This window comes from Stutzerimonas nitrititolerans, assembly GCF_003696285.1.
GTDB lineage: Bacteria > Pseudomonadota > Gammaproteobacteria > Pseudomonadales > Pseudomonadaceae > Stutzerimonas > Stutzerimonas nitrititolerans.
In genome coordinates this window covers 1-366 of record NZ_RFFL01000093.1, presented here as the reverse complement: position 1 = coordinate 366, position 366 = coordinate 1, and the positions used below count along the sequence as shown (strand labels likewise).

At 50.0% G+C, this 366-nt stretch carries 1 rRNA gene; it reads right to left on the bottom strand.

Annotated features, from left to right (window positions below):
- Positions 1-349 (bottom strand): 16S ribosomal RNA (locus EA795_RS20845); the annotation flags it as partial.
- Between the last annotated feature and the right edge of the window lie 17 nt (positions 350-366).

Sequence of the window (366 nt, the reverse complement as noted above, 5' to 3'; positions counted from 1 at the left end):
GGAGTCTGGACCGTGTCTCAGTTCCAGTGTGGCCGATCACCCTCTCAGGTCGGCTACGCATCGTTGCCTTGGTAAGCCGTTACCTTACCAACTAGCTAATGCGGCGCGGATCCATCTATAAGTGACAGCAAAACCGTCTTTCACTATTGAACCATGCGGTTCAATATATTATCCGGTATTAGCTCCGGTTTCCCGAAGTTATCCCAGTCTTATAGGTAGGTTATCCACGTGTTACTCACCCGTCCGCCGCTAACGTCAGAGGAGCAAGCTCCTCGTCTGTTCGCTCGACTTGCATGTATTAGGCACGCCGCCAGCGTTCATCCTGAGCCAGGATCAAACTCTCCATAAAAATTATGATGTTTGATT